General features: G+C 42.4%; 19 protein-coding genes. 14 read left to right on the forward strand and 5 right to left on the reverse strand.

Annotation, left to right across the window (positions count from 1 at the left end; genetic code table 11):
• The first annotated feature begins 244 nt into the window (after window positions 1-244).
• From FLL45_RS01725 to FLL45_RS01740, 4 genes are all read left to right on the forward strand, one after another.
• Entirely contained in the window at window positions 245-2,158 is a 1,914-nt protein-coding gene (locus FLL45_RS01725) for an assimilatory sulfite reductase (NADPH) flavoprotein subunit (RefSeq protein ID WP_210247089.1), read from the forward strand.
• A 2-nt stretch (window positions 2,159-2,160) separates the two neighbouring features.
• Window positions 2,161-4,008 carry an assimilatory sulfite reductase (NADPH) hemoprotein subunit gene (gene cysI / locus FLL45_RS01730; RefSeq protein WP_246075727.1) on the forward strand — a complete coding sequence of 616 codons (1,848 nt, stop codon included), beginning with the start codon at window positions 2,161-2,163 and terminating at the stop codon, window positions 4,006-4,008.
• A 21-nt stretch (window positions 4,009-4,029) separates the two neighbouring features.
• The gene (locus FLL45_RS01735) at window positions 4,030-4,761 is read left to right on the forward strand and encodes a phosphoadenylyl-sulfate reductase (RefSeq protein WP_142888065.1); all 732 of its coding nucleotides are present in this window, start codon (window positions 4,030-4,032) and stop codon (window positions 4,759-4,761) included.
• Window positions 4,762-4,864: 103 nt separating this feature from the next.
• A complete protein-coding gene (locus FLL45_RS01740) occupies window positions 4,865-5,287 on the forward strand; it encodes a potassium channel family protein (protein WP_246075729.1) in 423 nt (140 codons plus the stop codon).
• A 196-nt stretch (window positions 5,288-5,483) separates the two neighbouring features.
• Here FLL45_RS01740 and amrA read toward each other — a convergent pair whose 3' ends face one another.
• The 3 genes from amrA to FLL45_RS01755 form a co-directional block, all read right to left on the reverse strand.
• A complete protein-coding gene (amrA, locus tag FLL45_RS01745) occupies window positions 5,484-6,050 on the reverse strand; it encodes an AmmeMemoRadiSam system protein A (RefSeq protein ID WP_142888067.1) in 567 nt (188 codons plus the stop codon).
• The gene (amrB, locus tag FLL45_RS01750; RefSeq protein WP_142888068.1) at window positions 6,037-6,825 is read right to left on the reverse strand and encodes an AmmeMemoRadiSam system protein B; all 789 of its coding nucleotides are present in this window, start codon (window positions 6,823-6,825) and stop codon (window positions 6,037-6,039) included. Before amrB ends, amrA begins: the two co-directional genes overlap by 14 nt.
• A gap of 212 nt (window positions 6,826-7,037) precedes the next feature.
• The gene (locus FLL45_RS01755; protein WP_142888069.1) at window positions 7,038-7,460 is read right to left on the reverse strand and encodes an Hsp20/alpha crystallin family protein; all 423 of its coding nucleotides are present in this window, start codon (window positions 7,458-7,460) and stop codon (window positions 7,038-7,040) included.
• A 235-nt stretch (window positions 7,461-7,695) separates the two neighbouring features.
• Between FLL45_RS01755 and amrS the strand changes: the two genes are divergently transcribed.
• From amrS to fadJ, 7 genes are all read left to right on the forward strand, one after another.
• Complete coding sequence (amrS, locus tag FLL45_RS01760) at window positions 7,696-8,769, forward strand: AmmeMemoRadiSam system radical SAM enzyme (RefSeq protein WP_142888070.1); 1,074 nt, start codon at window positions 7,696-7,698, stop codon at window positions 8,767-8,769.
• 116 nt (window positions 8,770-8,885) lie between these two features.
• A complete protein-coding gene (proB, locus tag FLL45_RS01765) occupies window positions 8,886-9,689 on the forward strand; it encodes a glutamate 5-kinase (RefSeq protein WP_142888071.1) in 804 nt (267 codons plus the stop codon).
• On the forward strand, window positions 9,682-10,956 hold the full coding sequence (locus tag FLL45_RS01770) for a glutamate-5-semialdehyde dehydrogenase (RefSeq protein WP_142888072.1): 1,275 nt from the start codon (window positions 9,682-9,684) through the stop codon (window positions 10,954-10,956). The genes proB and FLL45_RS01770 overlap by 8 nt, the downstream gene beginning before the upstream one ends.
• 49 nt (window positions 10,957-11,005) lie before the next feature.
• Window positions 11,006-11,752 (forward strand): metallophosphoesterase, encoded by a 747-nt coding sequence (locus tag FLL45_RS01775; protein ID WP_142888073.1) that lies wholly within the window; start codon window positions 11,006-11,008, stop codon window positions 11,750-11,752.
• Between the two features lie 370 nt (window positions 11,753-12,122).
• Window positions 12,123-12,782 carry a LiaF domain-containing protein gene (locus tag FLL45_RS01780; protein WP_142888074.1) on the forward strand — a complete coding sequence of 220 codons (660 nt, stop codon included), beginning with the start codon at window positions 12,123-12,125 and terminating at the stop codon, window positions 12,780-12,782.
• Window positions 12,783-13,123: 341 nt separating this feature from the next.
• Window positions 13,124-14,500, forward strand: coding sequence for an acetyl-CoA C-acyltransferase FadI (gene fadI, locus FLL45_RS01785; protein WP_142888075.1), 1,377 nt, complete (start codon window positions 13,124-13,126; stop codon window positions 14,498-14,500).
• Entirely contained in the window at window positions 14,501-16,684 is a 2,184-nt protein-coding gene (fadJ, locus tag FLL45_RS01790) for a fatty acid oxidation complex subunit alpha FadJ (RefSeq protein ID WP_142888076.1), read from the forward strand.
• A gap of 169 nt (window positions 16,685-16,853) precedes the next feature.
• Here fadJ and FLL45_RS01795 read toward each other — a convergent pair whose 3' ends face one another.
• Complete coding sequence (locus tag FLL45_RS01795; protein WP_142888077.1) at window positions 16,854-17,744, reverse strand: GGDEF domain-containing protein; 891 nt, start codon at window positions 17,742-17,744, stop codon at window positions 16,854-16,856.
• A gap of 435 nt (window positions 17,745-18,179) precedes the next feature.
• Window positions 18,180-18,923, reverse strand: coding sequence for a YciK family oxidoreductase (locus tag FLL45_RS01800; RefSeq protein ID WP_142888078.1), 744 nt, complete (start codon window positions 18,921-18,923; stop codon window positions 18,180-18,182).
• A 259-nt stretch (window positions 18,924-19,182) separates the two neighbouring features.
• Here FLL45_RS01800 and uvrY point away from each other — a divergent pair, with 259 nt between their 5' ends.
• From uvrY to pgsA, 3 genes are all read left to right on the forward strand, one after another.
• Window positions 19,183-19,827 (forward strand): UvrY/SirA/GacA family response regulator transcription factor, encoded by a 645-nt coding sequence (gene uvrY, locus FLL45_RS01805; RefSeq protein ID WP_142888079.1) that lies wholly within the window; start codon window positions 19,183-19,185, stop codon window positions 19,825-19,827.
• Window positions 19,828-20,232: 405 nt separating this feature from the next.
• Window positions 20,233-22,053, forward strand: coding sequence for an excinuclease ABC subunit UvrC (uvrC, locus tag FLL45_RS01810; RefSeq protein WP_142888080.1), 1,821 nt, complete (start codon window positions 20,233-20,235; stop codon window positions 22,051-22,053).
• 178 nt (window positions 22,054-22,231) lie between these two features.
• The gene (gene pgsA / locus FLL45_RS01815) at window positions 22,232-22,858 is read left to right on the forward strand and encodes a CDP-diacylglycerol--glycerol-3-phosphate 3-phosphatidyltransferase (protein WP_142888081.1); all 627 of its coding nucleotides are present in this window, start codon (window positions 22,232-22,234) and stop codon (window positions 22,856-22,858) included.
• Window positions 22,859-22,921 lie beyond the last annotated feature (63 nt).

Genomic DNA, 22,921 nt, shown 5'->3' on the forward strand with positions numbered 1-22,921 from the left:
CTAAGCCCTAAGCCCTAAGCCTCAAATCCATTGCTCTCAATGAGCAGTCTGAGGCTCCTCGTTTAGTAACCAGTGTTGAATACCCATCCCAAAAATGCGGGTTACAAAACCAGTTTGGTTAAATTGTGTCAGGCTTTTTTGACTCGTATTACCAACAGTTATTCCCCAATAGCTGTTAATTAGTGGCTCTAATTTCCTCCTCGGCTCAAAATTTCGACTAATTCTCATAAAGTGAAATAGTCTCGTGAATAGAAAAGTCGATTTCCCGCAATCAGCTTTGCCCCTCGGTGGTGAGCTGTTATCGCAATTACAACAGTTTGAAGCCAAGGAGCTTTATTGGCTGAGTGGTTATGCATCAGGCCTTGCCGATGCAAAAGGCGAGTCAGCGGCTCAGCAGGCTGAAAACAATGTATCAAGCCCTGTAACAGCGCAACCAATGCCTGCTCAGCGGCGCGTGATAAAAAAGAAAGTCGTAAAGCCGGTTGCGTTGAGCACACAAGTTCTCTATGCCTCACAGTCGGGAAACTCACAAAAAGTTGCTGAGTCCCTTCATCAATCATTAGGACAGAAAGGCTTAAAGGCTAATTTAGCGTCGGTGGCTGACTTTAAACCCGCGAAACTAAAAGACCAGCAGGTTATTCTCATGGTCGCCGCTACCCACGGTGAGGGCGAGCCCCCCGATGACGCAATCGACTTTCATGAAGTGGTCCTTGGCAAAAGAGCGCCTAAATTAACCGGCTCAAAACATGCCGTTTTAAGCCTCGGCGATTCAAGCTATGAGTTTTTCTGCCAGACCGGTAAAGATTTTGATAAAGCCTTCAGTCAAGCGGGCTCTCAAGCTTTATTAGCTCGTGAAGATCTCGATGTGGATTTTGAAGCTCAAGCAGATGCTTGGATTCTTAAGGTTGTTGAAAAAGTCTCAGCGCTTGCGAGTCAGGGTGAGACCGTCGAAGTCGAAGAGTTGGTTGATGTTGAAGTTAATGATACTTATGTTGACGGCGATGTGCAGGTGACTGACGAATCTACTCAAGCCAATTCAGTACCTGAAGTTGTTTACGATAAGGATAATCCCTTTACAGCTACTATTCTCGGTAATCAAAAAATCACCGGTCGAGGCTCGTCCAAGCATATTAATCATATTGAAATATCACTCGAAGGATCCGGCATCACTTATCAACCCGGTGACTCCTTGGGAATCTGGCCAAAAAATAATGCTGCTAGCGTTGAGATGATACTCAAGCTAGCAGAATTAACGGGTGAAGAAGAGCTCGAGTACAAAGGAAAAACAGCGTCTATTCGCAAGCTTCTCTCCGAACGCTTAGAGATAACATTGTTGAATAAAGGATTTATTCAATCTTATGCTGAAATCGTCGCTAACCATTCATTAAAAACGATTGCCGAAGAGAACTTTGCTGAGTTTGCAGCAAATAACCAAGTCATTGATGTGTTGAATATCGCACCGACTAAGCTAACTGCAGAACAGCTTGTCAACTTATTGAAGCCGATCAAGCCGCGGATGTATTCCATTGCATCAAGTTTGTCGGCAACACCTGATGAAGTGCACCTAACTGTCGGCTTAAAGGTTGCGGAGAATCAAAATGGTGAGCGTTTTGGCGCAGCCAGTCATTTCTTGATCGACTCGCTTAAAGAAGACGATCAAGTGTTAGTTTTCGTTGAAGCGAACCGCCATTTTAAATTACCCGATGACCAACGGCCAGTAATTATGATTGGCCCTGGCACAGGTATTGCGCCATTTCGTTCATTTTTGCAAGAAAGACAAGAATCTGAGGCGGACAGTGATAGCTGGCTGTTTTTTGGAAATCCACATTTTAATACCGATTTTCTTTATCAAACCGAGCTTCAAGATTTTTTAAAGGATAAGACATTATCTAAATTAGATGTTGCGTTCTCCCGAGATCAACACGAGAAAATCTATGTACAGGATAGGCTACGAGAAAATGCCGAAGAGCTGTGGAAATGGATTGACCAAGACGGTGCTGCGATTTATGTGTGTGGCGATATGAGTCGAATGGCCAAAGATGTTGAGGCTGAATTATTAAAAACCTTTATTGAGCAAGGTTCGCTCAATCAGGACCAAGCGAAAGATTATTTGAAGTCGTTGAAAAAAACGAATCGTTACCAAAGAGATGTGTATTAATCATGGCAAGTGAAGAAACCTTATTAGATGTTGTCGAAAGCAGTGTAGACATGGAAATTATTGAGCCGAACAGCGTCACCGTGGCTGAGCAAAGTCATCAAGATTCGTTTATTCAACCAACAGTTTATGATCCAAGTACGCACACGGATGTTGAACGGATTAAAGTTGAGAGTGAGTATTTACGGGGCACCATTACGCCCAGTTTAAAAAATCCATTGACTGGTGCGGTGGCTGACGACGACTTGATGCTGATTAAGTTTCATGGCATCTACCAGCAAGATGATCGCGATATCCGAAATGAGCGACGTAAGCAAAAATTAGAACCTTTGTATTCGTTTATGATTAGAGCTCGGGTACCAGGTGGCGTCGCTACCGCTGCGCAGTATCTACAAATGGCAGAACTTGCAACTCAGTATTCTTCAGGCTCGTTACGTTTGACGACTCGACAAGCTTTTCAATGGCACGGCGTGTTTAAGCGAAATTTAAAAACGACCATCGCAGGGATCAATAAAAGCATGCTTGATACCATTGCTGCTTGCGGTGACGTCAATCGAAATGTTATGAGCAATCCATTGCCTGAGACGTCTGCGATTCACGCTGAAGTTTATGAATGGGCTCAGAAAATTTCTGAGCATCTTTTACCGCAGACCAAGGCGTATCACGAGATCTGGCTTGATGGCGAAAAAGTTGAGTCGAGTGAAGTTGAACCGGCGAAAGAAGGACCTCAAGGGCAAGGTTTCAAAGAGCCTATTTATGGAAAGACTTACTTACCGAGGAAGTTTAAAACCGCACTTGCGATACCGCCCTACAATGATGTTGATGTGTTTGCCAATGATTTAGGGTTTATTGCGATCGTCGAAAATGAGCAATTAGTGGGTTTTAATGTCACCGTCGGTGGCGGGATGGGATCAAGTCATGGCGATGAATCAACTTACCCGCGAGTCGCCGATGTTATCGGTTTTTGCTCATTGGACCAAGTGCTGACCGTCGCGGAAAATGTTGTCAAAGTACAACGTGATTTTGGTAACCGCGAAGTACGTAAATTAGCTCGTTTAAAATATACGATTGATCGTTTAGGTTTAGCGGGTTTTAAAGAGAAGCTGTTCGCCTATCAAGGGTTTGAATTAGCAGAAGCGAGAGCCTTCGAATTTAAGCACAACGGCGACCGTTATGGTTGGTACCAAGATGAAGTCGGTAATTGGCATTTGACTCTATATATTCACAGTGGTCGAATCGCGGACTTTGATGATAAACTGTTGTTCACCGGTTTAAAGGAAATTGCTAAAGTCCACCAAGGTGAGTTCAGAATTTCGCCCAATCAGAACTTGATCATCAGCAACGTCACTCGCCAAACTAAGCCAGTGATTGAAGCATTAATTAACCGCTATGGCATTAGTATCGGAGAAGTTGAATCTCCGGTGAGAAAAAACTCATTGGCTTGTGTGGCTTTTCCAACTTGCTCGCTAGCGATGGCCGAAGCAGAAAGATACTTGCCGAGTTTTATTGATAAGTTTGAAGAGCTTTTAGCAAAGTATGATTTGAGTGAACAGGCCATCAATATTCGAATGACAGGCTGTCCAAATGGTTGCGCACGACCCTTCTTAGGCGAAATTGGTTTAGTGGGCAAGGCACCAGGAAAATATAACCTTTATCTTGGTGCGAGTCACATTGGCAGTCGACTGAATAAACTTTATCGGGAAAATATTAATGAGGCACAGATTTTGTCTGAGCTGGAACCGATAATTCAAGATTATGCGAACGCTAAAAATGAAGATGAATATTTTGGCGATTTTGTGATCCGTAAAGGCTATATCAAAGCGGTTCAAAATGGTTTGGACTTTCATTCCTGATTGTTGTTGATGAGGTAGGCGATGTTAAATCTAGAAAAACTTAATTTGCAAGTCGCAGATGACTTTGACGCAGTTAATCGCTTTTTAGAAAACCAAACTGCGCAACAGCGAGTGGCTTGGGCGATTGAGAATCTTCCGGGAGAGTTTGCGTTGTCGTCAAGCTTTGGCGTTCAGTCAGCGGTGAGTTTACATCTGTTAACCCAGATAAAGCCTGATATTCCTGTTTTATTAGTTGATACGGGATACCTGTTTCCTGAAACTTACCAGTTTGTGGAACAGCTTACAGAGCGTCTTGATTTAAACTTGCATGTATTGCGACCCAAAGTTTCCAGTGCATGGCAAGAGGCGAGGTTTGGTCGATTGTGGGAAAAGGGGCTCGATGGACTGAATCAATATAACCAAATGAATAAAGTTCAGCCTATGGAGGATGGATTGAGCGAGCGAAATGTGTCTACTTGGTTTGCAGGTATAATGCGAAGCCAATCCGATACGCGCAAACGCATTAATGTGGTTCAAAAAATTCGCGGGCGATATAAGGTGCACCCGCTAATTGACTGGAACAACAGGAAGGTCCATCAATACTTGAAAGCTCATGACTTACCTTATCATCCGCTTTGGGAAAAAGGGTATGTGTCAATTGGAGATACTCATAGCACGGTACCGCTGAGCTTGGGCATGAGCGAGTCGGACACGCGTTTTGGCGGTCTTAAGCGAGAATGTGGTCTTCATGAGGAAACATCGTCGAGCTTATGAAAAGGAACTGTTGAGCGGCTAGAATCAGAGTTTGACAATCTATGCTTAAGTCATCAAGATTGGCAAAACTCAAACTTAAAATCTAGTGTCAATGACCAACCTTTTGTTAATAACGCTCATTAACATCGCCGTAATGGCTCTGGCGGTGCTTATTCACTATGAGTTCCTTTATAAGCTCACTTCACTAATTCCAAAATTAAAAATTGTTCACCGTTTTAGGATCGTTATCGGTGTAATGGGAGCGCTCGTTGCTCACGTGATCGAGGTTTGGCTGTTTGCATTTGTTTATTACCTACTGATTAAGAGCGGCAACTTTGGGTATTTACAAGGTAATTTCGATGGCTCGTTGCTCGACTGCGTTTATTTTTCCTTCACTAATTACACAACCTTAGGCTATGGGGATATTGAACCAATGGGGCCGATCCGATTCTTAACCGGCATAGAGTCGCTTACGGGTCTAGTGATGATTACTTGGACCGCTTCGTTTCTTTATTATGAAATGCAGCGTCATTGGCAAGGGCGTTAAAAATTAACCAAGTGGACGACTGTAAGTTATTCATCCAGTCGTTTGTGATTTGTTTTTGGGGCTGTTTTTTGTCTCAGTATTTTTTGTCTCAGTATTTTTTCTCGTTTTTTTAATTTAGTTTTTTAGGCTAGCTTCATAGCCTCTAGCTTGTGGCGATGGCTCGCAAAAGATAGACGCGATAATCGATTAACACAACTTAGTCAATATTAATGGTTTTATATCGACTAATCTCTATTTCATCACTCCAAAAAGACTCAGACAAGCCCGCTTTTTTTTTGAGGTGGTTTATAAAGCTTTGCGGCTCGGGAAGTTGCTCCCAAACCGTCGGTAAGAATGTTGCCTTGAAACCATTATATCGTAGTACGAGACCATCCTCGCCGGGGACAAGTTGGTTGAGGCAATCCGCTTCGCTACTAAATGTCATCGCCTCGGCTGGCATTAAGATTGACACAGAGATATGAATCATAGGCTCTTCAATGGGGTTGACTTTTGGGAACCTGGGATCTTTAAATGCTGCCGCAAATGCATGATCGGCAACGTCTTGTATAAGCGGTTGCTTTGCTTCTAACCCGCCGATACAACCTCGAAGCTGGTTGGTTTCTTTAAGGGTAACAAAACAAGCGCCAATTTGTTGGAGCGTTTCGGAATAGCTATTGAGCTCTAAAATCGGGGCTTTGCTGTAAGTTAAACCATATTGAATGGCATGCCGAGCTGTTTGCAAGATTATTTGTTTATCTTTTTGAGTCAGCTTAGTAAATGGCATAGGCAGCGTATCCAACAACCCTCGATTTATCTCCGGCGGTATCACCGGAATTACATTGTTTTAATAATGATACATTGAGTGATTTTTCGCTAGCAACTTCTAGTAACCCTTGAATTGGCGTGCAACCACAGGCCATATGGTGATCGAGGGCTTGATAGTTTTTATCGAGAATCTTTCGGGTTGTTAAATGGTCAATAATATTAGCGTCATCATAAGAAAGGAAATGACTCAAATCTGAGCTGACAACAACAATCGTGTTTTCTAGTTTCCAAAGAGTCTCGATTACCTCGGCGACTTCTTCTGGGGTTGCATCACCCACCGCTAACGGTATTAATTGAAATTCATCAAGGGCTCGTTGAAGAAAAGGCAGTTGTACTTCGAGTGAGTGCTCTTCTTTATGCGCTTTATCAGAGACTGATACCTGCGGAAGTTTAGCCAGTAGGTTAATGGCTTCAATATCTAATGGGATATCACCAAGCGGCGATGAAAACTTATCACAAGAAGGAACCGCAATTCCCGCTATCCATTCTCTGTGACATGGTCCGAGTAAGACGACTCGTTTTATCTCAGCTTTTTGTTTTGCAATCAATGCGTAAGCTTCTGCCGCTGTGCTTCCCGAATATTGATAGCCAGCGTGGGGCACAATGAATCCACGAGCATTATAACTAAAATGAGATTCGCTATGGGATATTAAGTCATCAACCAAGTGGCTTAAATTTACTTGGTCACCAGGATAAAAGCTACCGGCAACGGCGGGCGGTCTAACTCGATCCATTCTGTTCTCCTGCAGTTAGCGACTAAGCGCTTCTTGTATTGAAGAGACAACCGAACTCATCAATTATCAGTTGATGTCTAAAATAAGTATGCTCGCAATTCTCAAAATTTCCAGTAACCGAGAGTTTTTGTCATAAAAGTCTTCAGAAATTAATATTTGAGATACAAAAAAGGCTACTTAGATTAAGTAGCCTTTTTATTGACGTTTTATGACTACTTGATGTCAATTCGTGTTTGGGATGCTTGTGGGACTTCAGTTTTTCTTAAGTGAAGTGTTAACAAACCATCTTTAAATTCAGCGTTGATATCTTCTTCTCTGACGTCGTCGGGTAAATTGAAACTACGCTCGAAGCTGCCATAAAAACGTTCCATGGTGTGTAGCTTTTTATCTTCTTTCTCAAATTTTCTTTCACCGCTAATCGTTAAATAACCATTATTACTGGTGACGTGAATATCTTCTTTTTTGACTTCTGGCAACTCAGCTTTTATCAAGTATTCTGATGCGTCTTCAGTAACATCTACTAATGGCTTCCAGCTGGTTTCAACATTTTTCATTTCTGGTGTGCTAAAGAAACGGTTAGTCGGCGTGAAAAAACTATCGAAGTCTCTTAACGGATTCCATCTTACTAAACTCATCGCATATCTCCTCATCAATTGGGATGTTAATAAGGTTAAAAACAGTAACTGCTCAGCGACAACTTGCTGCCTACTTTTATATACTAAACCAAGATTAATGACGCTGTTTTGACACGAATCAAACAATATTGAGATTCTTAGAAGGAAAGGAGTTGATAGCGTGATTTTTCATATGAAAAAAACACCTTAGCCAACTTTGACTTGAAATTTTTCAATCAAGCCTCATGCTTAACCTATGAGTGCTTTTATTCATCCAACTAATTATTGGCACACGTTAGCCGATAACCGGGTTCAATGTGATCTTTGTCCTCGCTTTTGCAAGTTGAAAGAAGGTCAAAGAGGGCTGTGTTTTGTTCGCCAAAATCTAGGTGATAAGATATGTTTAACTTCTTATGGTCGGTCAAGCGGATTTTGTATCGATCCGATTGAAAAAAAGCCACTCAATCATTTTCTACCGGGTACTCCAGTATTATCTTTCGGAACGGCTGGTTGTAACTTAGCCTGTAAGTTTTGCCAAAACTGGGATATCAGTAAATCGAGAGAAATAGATAGCCTGGCCTCCCATGCTTCTCCAGAACAAATCGCTGAGGCAGCATCACGCTACGGTTGTCGGAGCATTGCTTATACCTATAATGACCCGGTGATTTTTCATGAGTATGCGATTGATATCGCGCAAGCTTGCCGGGAAAAAGAGATTAAAAGTGTTGCAGTTACCGCGGGATATATTTGCGAAGTGCCAAGACGAGAGTTTTTTAAATACATGGACGCCGCTAATATCGATCTTAAGGCGTTTACAGAACAGTTTTATTACAAACTCACTGGCGCACATCTACAGCCAGTTTTAGATACACTAATCTATTTAAAACAGGAAACAAACGTCTGGTTTGAAATTACGACCTTATTGATTCCAGGGCATAATGACTCAGACACAGAAATAGAAGCGCTAACCCAGTGGGTTGTCGATAATCTTGGTGGCGATATTCCCCTGCATTTCACCGCATTTCATCCTGACTGGAAGATGAATGACATCCCCGCGCCCCCCCTGAAGACGCTATTGCGAGCGCGTGAAATAGCGCTAAAAACTGGACTCTCGTATGTTTATACTGGCAATGTGCATGACAAAAAGACTCAAAGCACATACTGTGCTAGCTGTAATCAGCGAGTGATTGGCAGAGATTGGTATGAACTGAGTGATTGGCACATAGACGCCAATGGCACATGTGATCAATGTGGAAATAAAATTCCAGGTGTATTCGAATCGAGCGTGGGCGCTTGGGGCGCGAGTCGCTTACCCATCCGTGTCAGTTAAACCTTATTACTTTTTATTATTGTTTTACACCAATCTCAGCTTGTTTTAGCGGCGAGATTGAGTAGGATTTTAGGTTAATCTGAACAAGTTTGTTGATAGAGTAGCTTTGGTTTTTCATGCAGGATTTTTGTCATTTTCAGAAAGTGGTTATTAAAGTTGGCAGTGCGCTAATTGCCCCAGAGGGACGGGGAAGTAGTGTTCGCTATTTGTTATCACTAGCTGATTTCGTTCATCATTGCTTGCAACAAGGTAAAGATGTTGTCATCGTCTCCTCGGGTTCTGTCGCGGCCGGTTCTGGCTTAACTAATCATCATCTGGCACAAAAGTTATCTATCCCACAGAAGCAGGCACTCGCTTCAATTGGTCAAACTCATTTGATGCAACATTGGCAAAAACTGTTCGATAATCATTGCGCACAGATTTTACTAACGCGCTCTGACTTGGAAAGCCTGCAACGACGCGCTAATGCAAAAAATACCATTAATACATTATTGTCGATGCAAGCGATACCCATTATTAACGAGAATGATTCAGTCGTTGTTGATGAGTTAGTTGTTGGTGACAACGACAATCTAGCCGCGCAAGTGGCAGAAATGTGTAATGCAGATTTATTAATTATTTGTAGTGATGTGGAAGGGTTGTTCGATAAGAATCCGAAAACTCACGATAAAGCTCAGTTGATACCGCTGGTGGAAAAAATTGAGGACTCTCATTTTGCGATTGCTGGCGCCACCGATAATCCAATAGCGACCGGTGGAATGCAAACCAAATTACAGGCCGCTAAGTTTGCCAGTGATGCTGGTATTGATACGCTAATTGTTAACGGCAGAAATGTAGAAACTTTTGAGCGATTAAAGCGCAATCAAACGACTGGAACCTGGTTTAAAAGCCAAATTAATAAGGAATCGCACAATGGATGATACCGCGCTACTCGGGTTAAGTGATTCACTTTTCTCGCAATGTCAAGCCGCTAAGTCGGCTGCTCGTTCTCTGGTAACTAAAAAAACTGCTCAAAAGAATACGCTGCTAATTAATATGGCGAATATTCTCAAAAAGAGAGAAGCGGAAATCATTCAGGCTAATCAGCTCGACTGTCAGCATGCTAAAGAGAGTGGCTTGTCGAATGCGATGATTGATCGACTGACCATCACGCCAGTGCTGATTCAACAAATGCAATCTGTACTAGAGTTTGTCGCCGGTTTAGACGATCCACTAGTAAAAGACTATCCGATTAAAAGGCAACCTAGCGGTATCAATGTTACCAAGAAACGGATACCGATTGGTGTGATTCTGATGATTTATGAATCGCGTCCTAATGTGACCGTAGAAGCTGCGGCTTTAGCTTTGAAAAGTGGTAATCAAATTATTTTACGAGGTGGCAAAGAAGCGTTTAATTCAAATCAAGCGATCGGTAGATGTTGGCGAGAGGCACTCGAACTGAGTGGTTTTCATCAAGATTCGATAATCGTACTTGATACGACCGATCGAAGCGCACTCGATGCGCTGTTGAAATTTGATGAGTTTATTGATTTAGTGATTCCTCGCGGTGGAGAGGGACTTATCAGACATGTTGTTGAACATAGTCATATTCCTGTTATTAAGCATTACAAAGGGGTTTGCCATTTGTTTGTTGATGAGTCCGCGAATCTGGATAACGCATTAGCACTAATCGTTAACGGCAAAACGCAAAGACCGGGTGTGTGTAATTCGCTAGAAGGTTTGCTGGTTCATCAAAATATCGCTCAAGCGTTTTTACCCAAACTCTATGATTTACTGGTTAGTAAAAACGTAACGATTTATGGCTGTGATCGGTCAGTTGATATTCTACAAAACATAGAGGCTGCCGATGATGATTTATTTCATTGTGAATTCTTAGATTTAAAAATATCTTTAAAAATTGTGGACGACTTAGACGAAGCCATTCAGTTCATCGATGTTTTCGGCTCTAACCATACCGAAGTCATCGTTACCGAAAAACAAGAGAATGCTAATGAATTTATTAATCGCGTTGATGCCTCTGTGGTTATGGTCAATGCCTCCTCTCGATTTTCAGATGGTGGTGAACTGGGGCTTGGTGCAGAAATTGGTATCTCAACATCAAAGCTACATGCCTATGGTCCCATGGGATTAGAATCATTAACTAGTGAGAAGTTTATTGTTTTAGGAGACGGGCAAGTACGCAAATAATCAGCGAGTTCCGCTTCTTTAGACAATAATTTTTAAATTTTGCATTCCAATGAAAATTCACCTACTCAGTGACCTTCATCTTGAGTTTCATGACTTTTCCTATCAGGATATTGGCGCTGATGTTTTGGTATTGGCTGGAGACATTCATACCAAAGATAGAGGTGTCCGTTGGGCTCTAAACAACATCATTAACAGACCCGTTATTTATGTTTTAGGTAATCATGAATATTACGGTAAAACCTACCCAAAGCTGCTCGCGGAGCTAAAAAAGCTAACTAAGCATACTAACATCCATGTGCTTGAAAACGAGGTGCTTAAGGTTGGTCATGTTAACTTTTTGGGCTGTACGCTATGGACCGATTTTAAGCTGTTTGGTGATCCCAAAATAGCGGGGTATCACTGTCAGCAAAAAATGAATGACTATAAAAAAATAAAACGTCTTCCAAATTATTCGAAACTACGCTCGATCGACACCGCAATAATTCATAAACGTTCCCTCGATTGGCTCGGAAAAAGTCTAGAGCGTCATCGGGGCGAAACTAATGTTGTGGTTACTCATCACGCTCCTTCGATTCATTCAGTCCCCGGTGATTGTCGAGGAGACTTTACGACTGCTGCGTATACTTCTGCGCTTGACGATTTTATAAAAACACATTCTCCAAAATTTTGGCTCCACGGTCATCTACACAACACCTCAGATTATTTTATTGGTGAAAGCAGAATCTTATGCAACCCGCGTGGCTATCCAGACGAGGAAAACGTTCAATTTGATCCCGGGTTTTGTTTTATTGCCTAATATCGATAGCATAAGGAAAAAAGGTTTCGATAAGTGATTGACGCAAACCATTCAGAAAATCGATACCACCAGCGCACTCAATCAAATTGAGTCTTTTGGGAATATCCAATAAGTCAAGATAGTGAAATAACTCAAACAATTGTCTTTTTCGCCAAATTATATCAAACGTGTTACTTTATCTTGTTGATAACATTGAAGTTTTATTTTGGCATGAGGTTTGCTCAAACAACTCGATAAACAAAGTACTTAAACCAAAATAATCTGGTTACAAATCGCAACAAATGCAATGCTCTTGTAATCATTTGACGATGGTAGGGACTACTTTTTAACGTTACACTAGTTGCAAAAATAATAGATAAAGGAATCCAGCATGCCAGTAGAAACTGCAGATAGACCGCTCGAACAAGTCAGAGAAGAAGTGATTGATCAATTGGTTATGAACTACGGACACGGAAAAATTTCTTTGGAGGCATTTGAGCGGCGGTTAGACAAGGCAATGGCTTCTCAAGATCCCGTCTCCCTGAAACAACTAACCGAAGATCTTGATTTAATGGTTGATCAAAATTACGTCGACATTAAAAAGCGAGAAATGTCGATGAAAACCGGTTACGCCTCTCAAGGTGAGTTTGATACTCGGAAAGAAGAAGAGCAAATGATTCATATTTTTGGAGGTGGTGATCGCACCGGCATGTGGAACGTTCCCAAGGTACTCAACATTTTGAACGTGTTTGGTGGTGGAGATATTGATTTTACCGAAGCGCGTTTTGCGTATCCGACAGTGAAAATTAAGATTCATAGTATTTTTGGTGGCTGTAATATTTACGTTCCCGAAGATGTTAACGTTCAGGTCAACGTTTTCAGCATTTTTGGTGGTGTAAGCAACTCGGCACCATCGAGTGTTTCCGCGGATGTACCGACGATTATTATTGAAGGGATGTGCTTGTTCAGTGGCGTTGACGTTAAAGTCCGACGAACTTTCAAAGAGCGAGTCACGCGTTTCGCTGATAGCATAAAGAATATGTTGTCCTAAATCAGTGAAAATTATCTAAAATCAAACACAATAACAGCGAATTTGTGAATTCTTACATTTATAAGAAAGTCATAAGTTCGCTTTGTTTTTTCTTATCTTTATGATTTCAAAGGAAAAAATAACTCACTAGTCATATTTTTCTAATGTTGTTGAATTCAAACAAACGTTTGAATTAATTGGTCGGATGAGTTAAATTCAGCGCATTGCCTGTGAATAGTGTAGCGCTTACCGTGATTTAGTGGTTAGTCGCCGTTTATAACGCCGCTGACTGAAGTTTTGAGTGTTTTGCGATAAACAACTGCAGTGTTCACTACATTCGTGAGAATAAGAGAGAAGAACTTATGAGTAATAAAACTGAAGTGGCTGAAAAAGAAACAAAAACAACAACAGCCAAAAAAACGACTGCAAGAAAAGCGACCAAAGCTAAAAAAGTGGGTTCTGGAGATAGAGTTGCCGTCGTCGCGGGTTTACGCACTCCATTTGCAAGACAATTAACGCATTTCAAAAGTACCAATGCCATTGATATGGGGAAAATGGTCGTTTCGGAAATGCTAAATCGTGCCGATATAGAGCTTTCCCTTATTGATCGAGTGGTATTTGGACAGGTTCTCATTCAGCCAGAAGCGCCTAATATTGCGCGTGAAATTGTCTTAGGCTCTGGCATGGACGTTAATACTGATGCGTATAGCGTGTCGCGAGCCTGCGCTACAAGCTTTCAATCAACGGTTAATATCGCCGAGTCAATCATGGCTGGGGCGATTTCTGTTGGTGTTGCCGGCGGAGCCGATACCTCTTCAGTCGTGCCAATTGGTGTTACCAAAAAGCTGTCGGCGATGCTTTTGAATCTGTCAAAAGCAAAAACGCTCGGTCAACGTTTAAAGATTTTAAGCCAATTACGACCAAGCGACTTAGCGCCAGTGCCACCTTCTGTTAAGGAGTATTCAACAGGTCTTACCATGGGGCAAAACGCTGAGCAGATGGCTCGAGATCATGGGATTAGTCGTGAAGAGCAGGATGCATTTGCACACCGCTCGCATACACTAGCGGCCAAAGCATGGGAAGCAGGTCTGTTGGACGATGAAGTCATGACCGCTTATGTTGAGCCATTCAAAGAGTCACTATCGCGAGATAATACCGTTCGTTTTAACTCAGAACTTGATGCATACAAAAAGTTGCGTCCCGCGTTCGATAAAAAGCATGGTACGCTTACCGCTGCAAACTCGACCGCTTTAACCGACGGTGCGGCTTCTCTATTGATGATGAGCGAGTCACGAGCCAAGGAACTCGGTTATGAGCCGCTCGGGTTTATCAAGAGCTACGGGTTTGCGGCAATCGATGCGACTCACGATATGTTGATGGGCCCATCTTATGCAACTCCGATTGCCTTAGACCGAGCGGGTATGAAATTATCTGACCTAGATTTAGTCGACATGCACGAAGCATTTGCGGCGCAGACTTTATGTAATGTAAAAGCCTTCGCGAGTAAGCAATTTGCTGAAGAAAAATTAAATCGCTCGAGCGCTATTGGTGAGATTGATATGGACAAATTTAATGTCCTTGGCGGCTCGCTGGCATATGGACATCCTTTTGCGGCGACAGGAGCAAGAATGATTACTCAAACATTGAGAGAGTTAAAACGTCGAGGTGGCGGAACGGCTTTGACAACTGCTTGCGCGGCAGGTGGATTAGGTGCGGCAATGATCTTGGAGGCTGAATAAATGAGTAGCAAAAAAGAATCAGTTTTTAGTCTTGAAGTTTCCGAGTCGGGGATTGGCTGGGTCACTATCGATGTCAAAGGCGAATCTCAAAATACTTTGAAAGCCGAGTTAGTCGACGATATCAACGCGTTGTTTGATGAAATCAAAGCCAATAAAGATGTTAAGGCTTTGGTATTAATTAGCGGAAAAGAGACCAACTTTGTTGCCGGTGCGGATATAAGCCAATTAGAAAAGATAACTAAGGCAGAAGAAGCGGTCGAACTGGCCAAAAAAGGCCACGTTATTTTTGGACAATTAGAAGATCTCAACATGCCTGTTATTGCTGCTATTCATGGCGCTTGTTTAGGCGGCGGGCTTGAATTAGCAATGGCCTGTAGTCATCGAATTTGTACCGATGCCAAGATCACTCGGCTCGGCTTACCTGAAGTTCAGCTGGGTGTACTACCGGGCGGTGGTGGAACACAGCGTTTGCCGCGTTTAGTAGGAATAGCAACCTCACTCGATATGATGCTGACGGGTAAGCAGTTAGTGGCAAAACAAGCCAAGAAAATTGGTTTAGTTGATGAGGTAGTCCCTTTAGCGAACTTAAGAAAAGCGGCGGATAAGTTAGCCCATAAATTGATTGGTAAACGCAAACGAAAAGTGCGCGATTTAAAGCCCGACTTCTCTGCTAAATCGTTATTTGATATGAGCCAACTACAAAAGCTGGCTTTGGAAACGAGTAGCTACGGTCGCAATATTATTTTTGATAAAGCGTTGCAAACGGTAACCAAAAAGACCCGAGGTAATTATCCTTCGCCGCCTAAGATCATTGAATGCGTTAAGGTCGGTATGGAACAAGGATTTAATGCGGGTTTAGAAACTGAAGCAAAACTTTTTGGAGAGCTTGTCGTTTCAAAAGAATCTCAGCAGCTGATGAATATATTCTTTGCGACTACGCAAATGAAGAAGGACACTGGCGTTGATTCGGAAGTTGAAACGAAAGCGATCGACAAAGTTGCTATTCTCGGGGGCGGTTTAATGGGGGCAGGTATTGCCTACGTCACTGCCAATAAAGCGGGCAAAAAAGTTCGAATTAAAGATATTAGTGAGAACGGCATCAACAATGCCCTTAAGTACTGCTGGGAAATTTTCCGCAAACAAGTCAAACGTCGCAGAATGTCATTAAATGAAGCGAGTAAGCGTTTTGCGGGGATCAGTGGGACCACTCAATACCAGGGGTTCAAACGCACTGATTTGGTCATTGAGGCGGTGTTTGAGGATTTGTCACTTAAGCAGCAAATGGTCAAAGATATTGAAGAAAATTGTCCAGAAGATGTTATTTTTGCAACCAATACTTCGTCAATCCCAATTACTGATATTGCGAAAGGCGCTAAGCGCCCAGAGAGAATTGTTGGCCTTCATTACTTTTCTCCAGTTGAAAAGATGCCATTATTAGAAATCATCAAAAGCGACAAAACGTCGGATGAAGTCATCGCCACATCAGTCGAATTTGGTAAGCAACAAGGCAAAACCGTCATTGTTGTTGACGATGGCGCTGGATTTTATGTAAACCGTATTTTAGCACCTTACATGAATGAAGCTGGACAGTTGTTGGTTGACGGTGTCGCAGTCGATAAAATTGATAAAGCTCTGGTGGACGCTGGATTCCCTGTTGGCCCGATGACATTATTGGATGAAGTTGGAATTGATGTTGCGACAAAAGTCTCTCCAATTCTCGAAGCGGCTTTTGGTGAACGCATGACGCCTCCCGCAATGTTTGATAAGTTAGCAAAAGATGATCGAAAAGGCCGTAAAAACAAAAAAGGTTTTTACCGCTATGACGTTAAAGGCAAAGGTAAGAAGCCAGTTGATGAGTCTATTTATTCGCTACTGGGAATTCAGCCGAGCAATCAAATGGCGGCCGATCAAATTGTCGAAAGATGTTTGTTAATGATGGTCAACGAAGCGGTTAAATGTTTAGAAGACAAAATTATTCGCAACGTTCGCGATGGCGATATTGGCGCGATTTTTGGAATTGGATTCCCGCCGTTCTTGGGAGGTCCCTTCCGTTACATCGACGCGATGGGTGCACAAACCGTTGTTGATAAGCTCAAAGGATTCCAAGATGCCCACGGCAATCGCTTTGAACCGGCCAAGTTATTGGTTGAAAAAGCGGCGGCGGGTGAATCTTTTTACGACTAATTGATGGTATTATTTTGTTTTGCGCTTTGAGTAGAGGGTTAAAACAAAAAGCCGCTTGAACAAAAAGCACACATAAAAAAACGGCGATAATACTATCGCCGTTTTTTGTTTTACATGCTTAACAGGAGAGGTTAAGCGGTCCAACAATGGGACAGATTGAAAAGGGCTATTAAGGTCGAACTACGACGCGATTTCGACCTTCTTCTTTTGCTTGGTACAACGCTTTGTCAGCGTGATATAGCGTATCATTTACATCACGAATAACATCCGTAGCAGAGACACCAATAGAGGCCGTCACTTTAATTTCTGAATGGCTTTCAACGGTCATTTTACTGATGTTTTTACGAATGCGATCGGCTATAAATTTAGCGCCATCCAAGTCGGTATTAGATAGCATTACCACAAATTCCTCGCCACCATAGCGAAAAACTTCATCTGAGCGGCGTAAGGTATTTTTAATTTCTTTAGCCACCGACTGAAGTACACCGTCGCCCGCAATATGACCGTAGGTGTCATTAACTTTCTTAAAATGGTCAATATCGATGACCATCAGTGAGAAACTCGTAAGGTGTCTTTTGAACGAACAGATTTCTCTGTTCAGAGCTTCATTAAATGCCGCGCGATTACCGATTTGTGTCAAAGGATCGCGGTAAGAGTCATCGACCGCTTTTTGATAGAGTAACGAATTTCTCAACGGATAAATTAAGAGACTGAGTAGTCGTTCAATTAAGTCCGTCTCTTTCATCGTAAAAGGTTTAGATCGACTGCATTCTATATGACCCAAATAATCGTTCTCTAACTCTAGTTGATAACGACATCGGTGAGCGCGTAGCTCGCCGGTGTGATATTTGAATGCGGTATGCGCATTGCGATAGCTGACAGAGTCACAAGGAATTGAAAATGCAAGCTCATCACAAAAGGTTTGTAGAAGCGGCGCAATTTCTAAAGTCTGTTGAAGCCTCAGGGCAAGACCAGTGACGTCTAAAGGTTCTTTGTTACCTTTAGTTGCGTTGCGGTAGCCCTCAATGCCGATAACTTTTGATGTTGAAAATGCGTTCATGTTTTGCCTCTAATTACTACAGTTTCTCTCTAAACAACCGTGGTTTTCCTCAACCTATGGGGGATTTTGGTCACATTCGATATGACTGTAGCAATGGCTGTGCCAGTTTTCTTAAGTCTAATTAATTCAATAACTTATGGCAACTACTTAAAGTTATATTTAATAAGTGTTGTTTTTATGGCGCTTTTGCTTCTTTTAAAATCAATAACTTAGCTTTGTTTTTGCGGGAGTGTCAATTTTATGAGCGAGAAAGAATTAGGGCTGGAAAACTGCCAAAAAAGTGACAATTATTGATTCACTGATGTTTAAACGCCCGGATATTGACAGTGTTTTAAGCATGAGCATAGGAAGGAATGCTTAAAACACGGTCTATTTTTTCGCTTTATTGCGTTCTTACGGTTGCTGTAGATGAGCTTTTTCTTGGTTCAAACGCGATTACTTGGGTTGGGCATCGATCGATTGACCGTGAACGTCTAGACTATCATCGCCCATTAAATAACAATACAAGGGGGCAATTTGTTCGGGCGCGACAATGCTGTATTTGTCTTCGGCAGGGAAGGCTGTGGCTCTCATTTTAGTTCGTGTTGCGCCAGGGTTTATGGCGTTGACCCGGATATTCGAGTTGTCCAATTCATCCGCTAACACCTGATTAAATCCCTCAATCGCGAACTTTGAAACGGCGTAAGGTCCCCAAAAAGCACGACCCTGGCGGCCGACTCCCGAAGAGGTCAAAATTATTGATGCATTTGGCGCTTCTCTGAGTAAAGGCAAACATGCCTTTGTAATCAAGAAAACTGAGTTGATATTGACTTGCATCATCTGCTGCCAGGTTTCAACAGCAGTATATTCAATCGGTGCAAGCTCGCTAATCATTGCTGCATTATGAACAATTCCGTCAAGACGCCCCAATTCTTTAGCGATTGTCTCCGCAAGACTCGCGTATTGTTCCATCGTCGCATTAACTAAGTTTAATGGAATAATCGCTGGCTGTGGACATCCAGCTTCTACCATTTCGTCGTACACTTTCTCCAACTTGTTCGTATCTCGCCCGTGGAGTATCACTGTTGCGCCAAGTCGGCCATATTCTTTGGCGATAACCTTGCCAATCCCATCACTTGCGCCGGTTACTAATATAACGCGATCTTTCAGTAAGTTTTCTGGTGCTTGGTAGTCGAGCATAATCAGTTCCGTTTTAACCTGTCGATTTTGAGGCGCGATTTTACCAGTCAAATTTGTCGAATGACATAAAAAATCGTTTTAATAATCTGTTGGCGTTCTATCAACCAGTATAGACTGATTTTTAAGCAGGTTCCTCGGATGTTGCCGACTTATAACAAGCAATTCCCAGTATTTGCGATTTAATTTATTTTTTTGTTCAAGTTAAAGTGGTAAGCTCTATTCGTTAGGGAGGTAAGCGCAATAATTCCGGAGGGGACGATTGATTAAAGTAATGATTGTGGATGATCACGAGTTGATCAGAAGCGGCATAAGTCGTTTACTAGCAGATGAAGACAAGATCACTGTTGTGGCAGAGGCTGAGAGCGGCGAAGATGCGGTTGCAAAAGCTCGCGAGCTGAGACCTGATGTGGTGTTAATGGATGCGAATATGCCTGGTATCGGAGGGTTGGAAGCAACTCGCCGGTTAGTGAGATTTGATCCCGATGTAAAAGTGGTGGCGGTAACAGTTCATGGTGATGAACCCTATCCCACACGCTTTATGCAAGCTGGTGCTGCGGGTTATGTGACTAAGGATGCTGGAATCGAAGAAATGATTATCGCGATTCGCCAAGTCGCCAGCGGTAAACGATATCTCGCGCCAGACATCGCTCAGCAAATGGCGCTTAAAGCTGTAAACCCCGAAGAGGGCAGTCCATTTGATGATTTATCCGATCGGGAAATGCAAGTAATGTTGATGATTACCCGAGGCCAGAAAGTGCAGGATATTTCGGAGCAGCTTTTTTTAAGCCCGAAAACGGTTAATAGCTATCGATATCGACTGTTTGAAAAACTCAAAATTGAGAACGATGTTGAGTTAACGCATATGGCCATTCGCCACGGTGTAATCGAACCCGAAAAGCTTTAAGCGAGATTGCGGCTTTAATACCACAAAGCCGCGCTTTAGCTTTAGCGGTAAGTTTTGGACATCGGTTAAGTCTCATTTTCGTCATCGCTGTACTAGATACATTTATGCGAAAAAACACATTTATTCGAAAAAACACATTTATTCGAAAAAACACATTCATTCGAAAAATGTCAGACCCACTTTTGCGTGCTGTATTCGCTCGCCAAGATATTTTACAATCCTAAAAGTCACTTTCCGCGCTCGCCCGATGATCAAATGATAGTTCTTGTACTTTTACAGCGACTTTTATTTTGGCGCTTTTATCATTTTTCTGCGTATCTTCTTATGCACAACAAATCAAAAATGAAAATGATGTGCAACTGCTGTTAAAATAAGTTCAGCAATTTTTTTGACAAGGTAAGCATCATTTCCAGCTCGAAATTTGATCACAAATCGTTTCTAACCAACCTGACTCAGCGGCCGGGCATTTATCAAATGCTTAATGAGACACAAGAGATCATTTACGTTGGCAAAGCCAAGAATCTCAAAAAACGCGTCTCGAGTTATTTTCAAAAACAAGATCATTCGCCGAAAACTCGGGCTATGGTTGCACAAATTCGCGATATTCAGACGGTTATTACCGATAGCGAAAATGAAGCGCTGATTTTAGAAAACCAGTTTATTAAAAAATACCGTCCTCGATACAATGTTATTTTTCGTGACGATAAAACATACCCTTATATCTTTCTATCTAATGAGGCCTTTCCTCGATTAAGTATTCATCGTGGTCGTCAAACGCGCAAAGGCAATTACTTTGGTCCATTTACGGGGTCTACTGCGGCTAGATATAGTATCTCAATGATGCAAAAACTTTTTTTAATTCGTCAATGCGAAAATAGCGTTTTTAAGTATCGAACTCGACCTTGCCTTCAGTATCAAATAAAACGATGTAGCGGCTCATGTGTCGGCATAATTTCGCAAGAGGAATACGCTAAAGATGTTGAGCTTGTTCGGCTTTTTTATCAAGGAAAAAATGATTCAGTGATCAAGGTACTTAACGAGCGAATGATGAAAGCCTCGGAGGCGCTTGAGTTTGAAAAAGCCGCACAAATACGCGATCAAATTATCCAATTAAGACGGGTGCTAGAAAAACAAGCCGTTCAAGGCAGTGACTCCGATGTCGATATTATTGCTGCTGGGATAAAAGAAAAAACCGGTGCCATTTTTATGCTCAATATTCGAAATGGCATGGTTCAGGGTAGTAGAAACTTTTTTCCCAAGGTGCCAAAGGATACGAGTGCAGAAGAAATCCTTGAGTCTTTCATTAGTCATTTCTATACCGCTCCGCAAAATGAGTTACCTTCTGAAATAGTAACCAGTCACGAATTGCGAGAGGCAAAGGCCATTGCAGAACAATTAAGCGAAATGAGAGAAAGTAAAGTTCGTCTTGCGCACAAAGTTAAAACGAGTCGTGCGGGATGGCTAGCGATGGCGAAGAGAAATCTTAACGAAATGATAATTGCTAAGTTGGCGAGTAAAAACCATACCCAAAAGCGCATGCAAAGCTTAATGGATGAACTCGGTTTAGACAGGTTGCCCCTGAGAATGGAGTGTTTTGATATTAGCCACTTCCAAGGAGAACAAACCGTTGCTTCCTGTGTCGTTTTCGATCAAGGGCAAGCCAAAAAGAGTGACTATCGACGTTTTAATATTAAAGATGTCAAAGAAGGAGACGATTACGCGGCCATTCAACAGGCGGTCAGACGACGGTTTGAACGGTTGGTGCGTGAAGAAGCTCGACTCCCAGACTTGCTCATTATTGACGGCGGCAAAGGACAGCTCAACCAGGCACAAAAAGTCTTAGAAGATTTGGATTTGGCGCAAGAGATTACATTGATTAGCGTTGCAAAAGGAACCGAACGTAAGGCAGGTATGGAGCAAATATTTTTTCCGAGTGAAGCAATCGCACGCAGACTAGAAGAAGATTCTTTAGGGTTGCACTTGATTCAGGCGATTCGCGATGAGGCTCACCGCTTTGCGATCACTGGGCACCGAGGCAAACGCGATAAGCAACGTCGAACATCTGTGTTGGAAGGGATCCCCGGGGTTGGTGCTAAACGGCGACGAGCCATTATTCAGCACTTTGGTGGTATCCAAGAAGTCTTACGTGCGGGTGTTAACGATCTCAAACAGGTCGACGGGATTAGTGAGTCACTCGCGCAAACGATTTATGACCAATTGCATTGATAATTGCTTTGACTAATGCGTTAACTATTGCATTACATCACTGAGTCGTATTGAAGATAGGATGAGCGTGTTGTTATTGGTGTCTAAATTTTCACCAGGAAACCCAAAAAGATAATTAATGACATCTTAGTTTCGGATGTTAAAATAACTTTCATCGAGCGCATCTACAACAAATAAAATGAATATTGCAAATCTCCTCACGTCTTTTCGAATCATCTGTATTCCCTTACTAGTTTTTTTCTTTTACTTGCCGGTGCCTTGGGGACAAACGACTGCCGCGATTATTTTCGCCATAGTCGGGTGGACAGATTGGTTTGACGGATGGGTTGCGCGAAAATTCGATATGCAATCTCCGCTCGGTGAGTTCTTGGATCCGGTCGCCGATAAACTCATGGTCGCGGCTTCACTCGTATTATTGGTTGAACAGCACGCGACAATATGGATTGCAGCGCCAGCGCTGGTGATCATTAGTCGAGAAATAACCGTGTCGGCACTCAGGGAGTGGATGGCTGAGTATGGAGAGCGCTCGGCGGTGAAAGTGGTCTTTATCGCTAAAATTAAGACTTTGATGCAGTTATCAGCAATATTCTTCTTGTTGTTGGCGGGCGCAGAAGCAGATGTCACCAATATTTGGGATCATTCTTGGTTATATATTTGGGGTTATATATTCTTGTATATAGCCGTAGCACTGACGCTCTGGTCGATGTTTGTCTATTTACAGGCAACCTGGCCATTGATGGCTGCTGCCAAATATGAGCCAGGCAGTACCAAGGTCGTAAATACTGACCAAAAGTCGCAAGACTAACTGCGCTGTAGGCCCCTAAAATTAAGAGAATTGGCTATATTTTCAGCAAATTAACGTGATACT

Origin of the sequence: Aliikangiella marina (assembly GCF_007004765.1) — a bacterium.
Lineage (GTDB): Bacteria > Pseudomonadota > Gammaproteobacteria > Enterobacterales > Kangiellaceae > Aliikangiella > Aliikangiella marina.

Coding starts and splice junctions, on each gene's coding strand:
- cysI (WP_246075727.1), top strand. CDS start 2,161: ATGGCAAGTGAAGAAACCTTATTAGATGTTGTCGAAAGCAGTGTAGAC.
- FLL45_RS01735 (WP_142888065.1), top strand. CDS start 4,030: ATGTTAAATCTAGAAAAACTTAATTTGCAAGTCGCAGATGACTTTGAC.
- amrA (WP_142888067.1), bottom strand. CDS start 6,050: ATGCCATTTACTAAGCTGACTCAAAAAGATAAACAAATAATCTTGCAA.
- amrB (WP_142888068.1), bottom strand. CDS start 6,825: ATGGATCGAGTTAGACCGCCCGCCGTTGCCGGTAGCTTTTATCCTGGT.
- FLL45_RS01755 (WP_142888069.1), bottom strand. CDS start 7,460: ATGAGTTTAGTAAGATGGAATCCGTTAAGAGACTTCGATAGTTTTTTC.
- amrS (WP_142888070.1), top strand. CDS start 7,696: ATGAGTGCTTTTATTCATCCAACTAATTATTGGCACACGTTAGCCGAT.
- proB (WP_142888071.1), top strand. CDS start 8,886: ATGCAGGATTTTTGTCATTTTCAGAAAGTGGTTATTAAAGTTGGCAGT.
- FLL45_RS01770 (WP_142888072.1), top strand. CDS start 9,682: ATGGATGATACCGCGCTACTCGGGTTAAGTGATTCACTTTTCTCGCAA.
- FLL45_RS01775 (WP_142888073.1), top strand. CDS start 11,006: ATGAAAATTCACCTACTCAGTGACCTTCATCTTGAGTTTCATGACTTT.
- FLL45_RS01780 (WP_142888074.1), top strand. CDS start 12,123: ATGCCAGTAGAAACTGCAGATAGACCGCTCGAACAAGTCAGAGAAGAA.
- fadI (WP_142888075.1), top strand. CDS start 13,124: ATGAGTAATAAAACTGAAGTGGCTGAAAAAGAAACAAAAACAACAACA.
- fadJ (WP_142888076.1), top strand. CDS start 14,501: ATGAGTAGCAAAAAAGAATCAGTTTTTAGTCTTGAAGTTTCCGAGTCG.
- FLL45_RS01795 (WP_142888077.1), bottom strand. CDS start 17,744: ATGAACGCATTTTCAACATCAAAAGTTATCGGCATTGAGGGCTACCGC.
- FLL45_RS01800 (WP_142888078.1), bottom strand. CDS start 18,923: ATGCTCGACTACCAAGCACCAGAAAACTTACTGAAAGATCGCGTTATA.
- pgsA (WP_142888081.1), top strand. CDS start 22,232: ATGAATATTGCAAATCTCCTCACGTCTTTTCGAATCATCTGTATTCCC.